General features: G+C 50.5%; 1 protein-coding gene. It reads right to left on the bottom strand.

Features of this window, described 5'->3' with window-relative positions; genetic code table 11:
• A partial coding sequence (locus JK216_RS16960; RefSeq protein ID WP_212715400.1) for a hypothetical protein occupies positions 1-197 on the bottom strand: 197 nt, incomplete at its 3' end.
• Positions 198-820: the final 623 nt, after the last annotated feature.

The raw sequence follows: 820 nt of genomic DNA, 5'->3' as shown, positions 1-820 counted from the left end.
AGGCTGTTATTCAGGCTGGTGATAGCGTTGCTTTGCGTGGTTAATGAGTTTCCTTGCTGAGTAACGGTATTACTCAGGTTACTCAGTGCTGAGGCATCCGCCTTTGTAGCCACGGTCTTATTGGTCTGCGCGAGGTTATTTTGCAGGCTGGTGATCGCATCACCCTGCGACGTTATCTTGTCACCCTGACTTTTCACCGTGTTAGTCNNACTTTGTTCCCCAGGGATTGCAATGCATCAGCGCTTGCTGTCTGAACATAGACGAGCGGATTTGATAACCTTGCATTTCCAGAGGAGTGCATTACCTGAACCTGAGCAGTGTCAGCACCGGCTGGCACAGTTATCTTTCCGGTCCCCTGAAACCATGTGGCCGCTGCCGGAGATGACTGAGTGAACACACTGTAAGCCGCGTTGCTAAGGTTCGGACCATCAAACCTTATCCTTATTGAAATGGAAGACACAGCATCAACCCAGAGATCAGCATTAACAATCAACACCTGACCTTCTATAACAGGAAAAGACGCTGAGTTTGGCGCATATGTTGAGTTAGCCTGAACGTAATTTCTTGCCCCGTCCGTCCCCCGGGAGGTATATCCCCAGCCTGCGGCATTATTCTGCATCTGCGGGTTAGGGACCAAGTTTGATCCATAAGTTAACTGGCCGGTAAGGCTGGTAATGGCAGCGCCCTGTGATGAGAGTGTGCTCCCCTGCTGGCTGACGGTGTTGCTCAATGCACTGAGTGCTGAAGCATCTGCCTTCGTCGCCACATTCTTATTAGTCTGTGTCAGGCTGTTTTGCAGAGTAGTGATGGAATTACCCTG

Source organism: Tatumella sp. JGM94 (assembly GCF_018257595.1).
Classification (GTDB): Bacteria; Pseudomonadota; Gammaproteobacteria; order Enterobacterales; family Enterobacteriaceae; genus Tatumella; species Tatumella punctata.
This window is presented reverse-complemented; position numbering and strand designations above follow the sequence as displayed.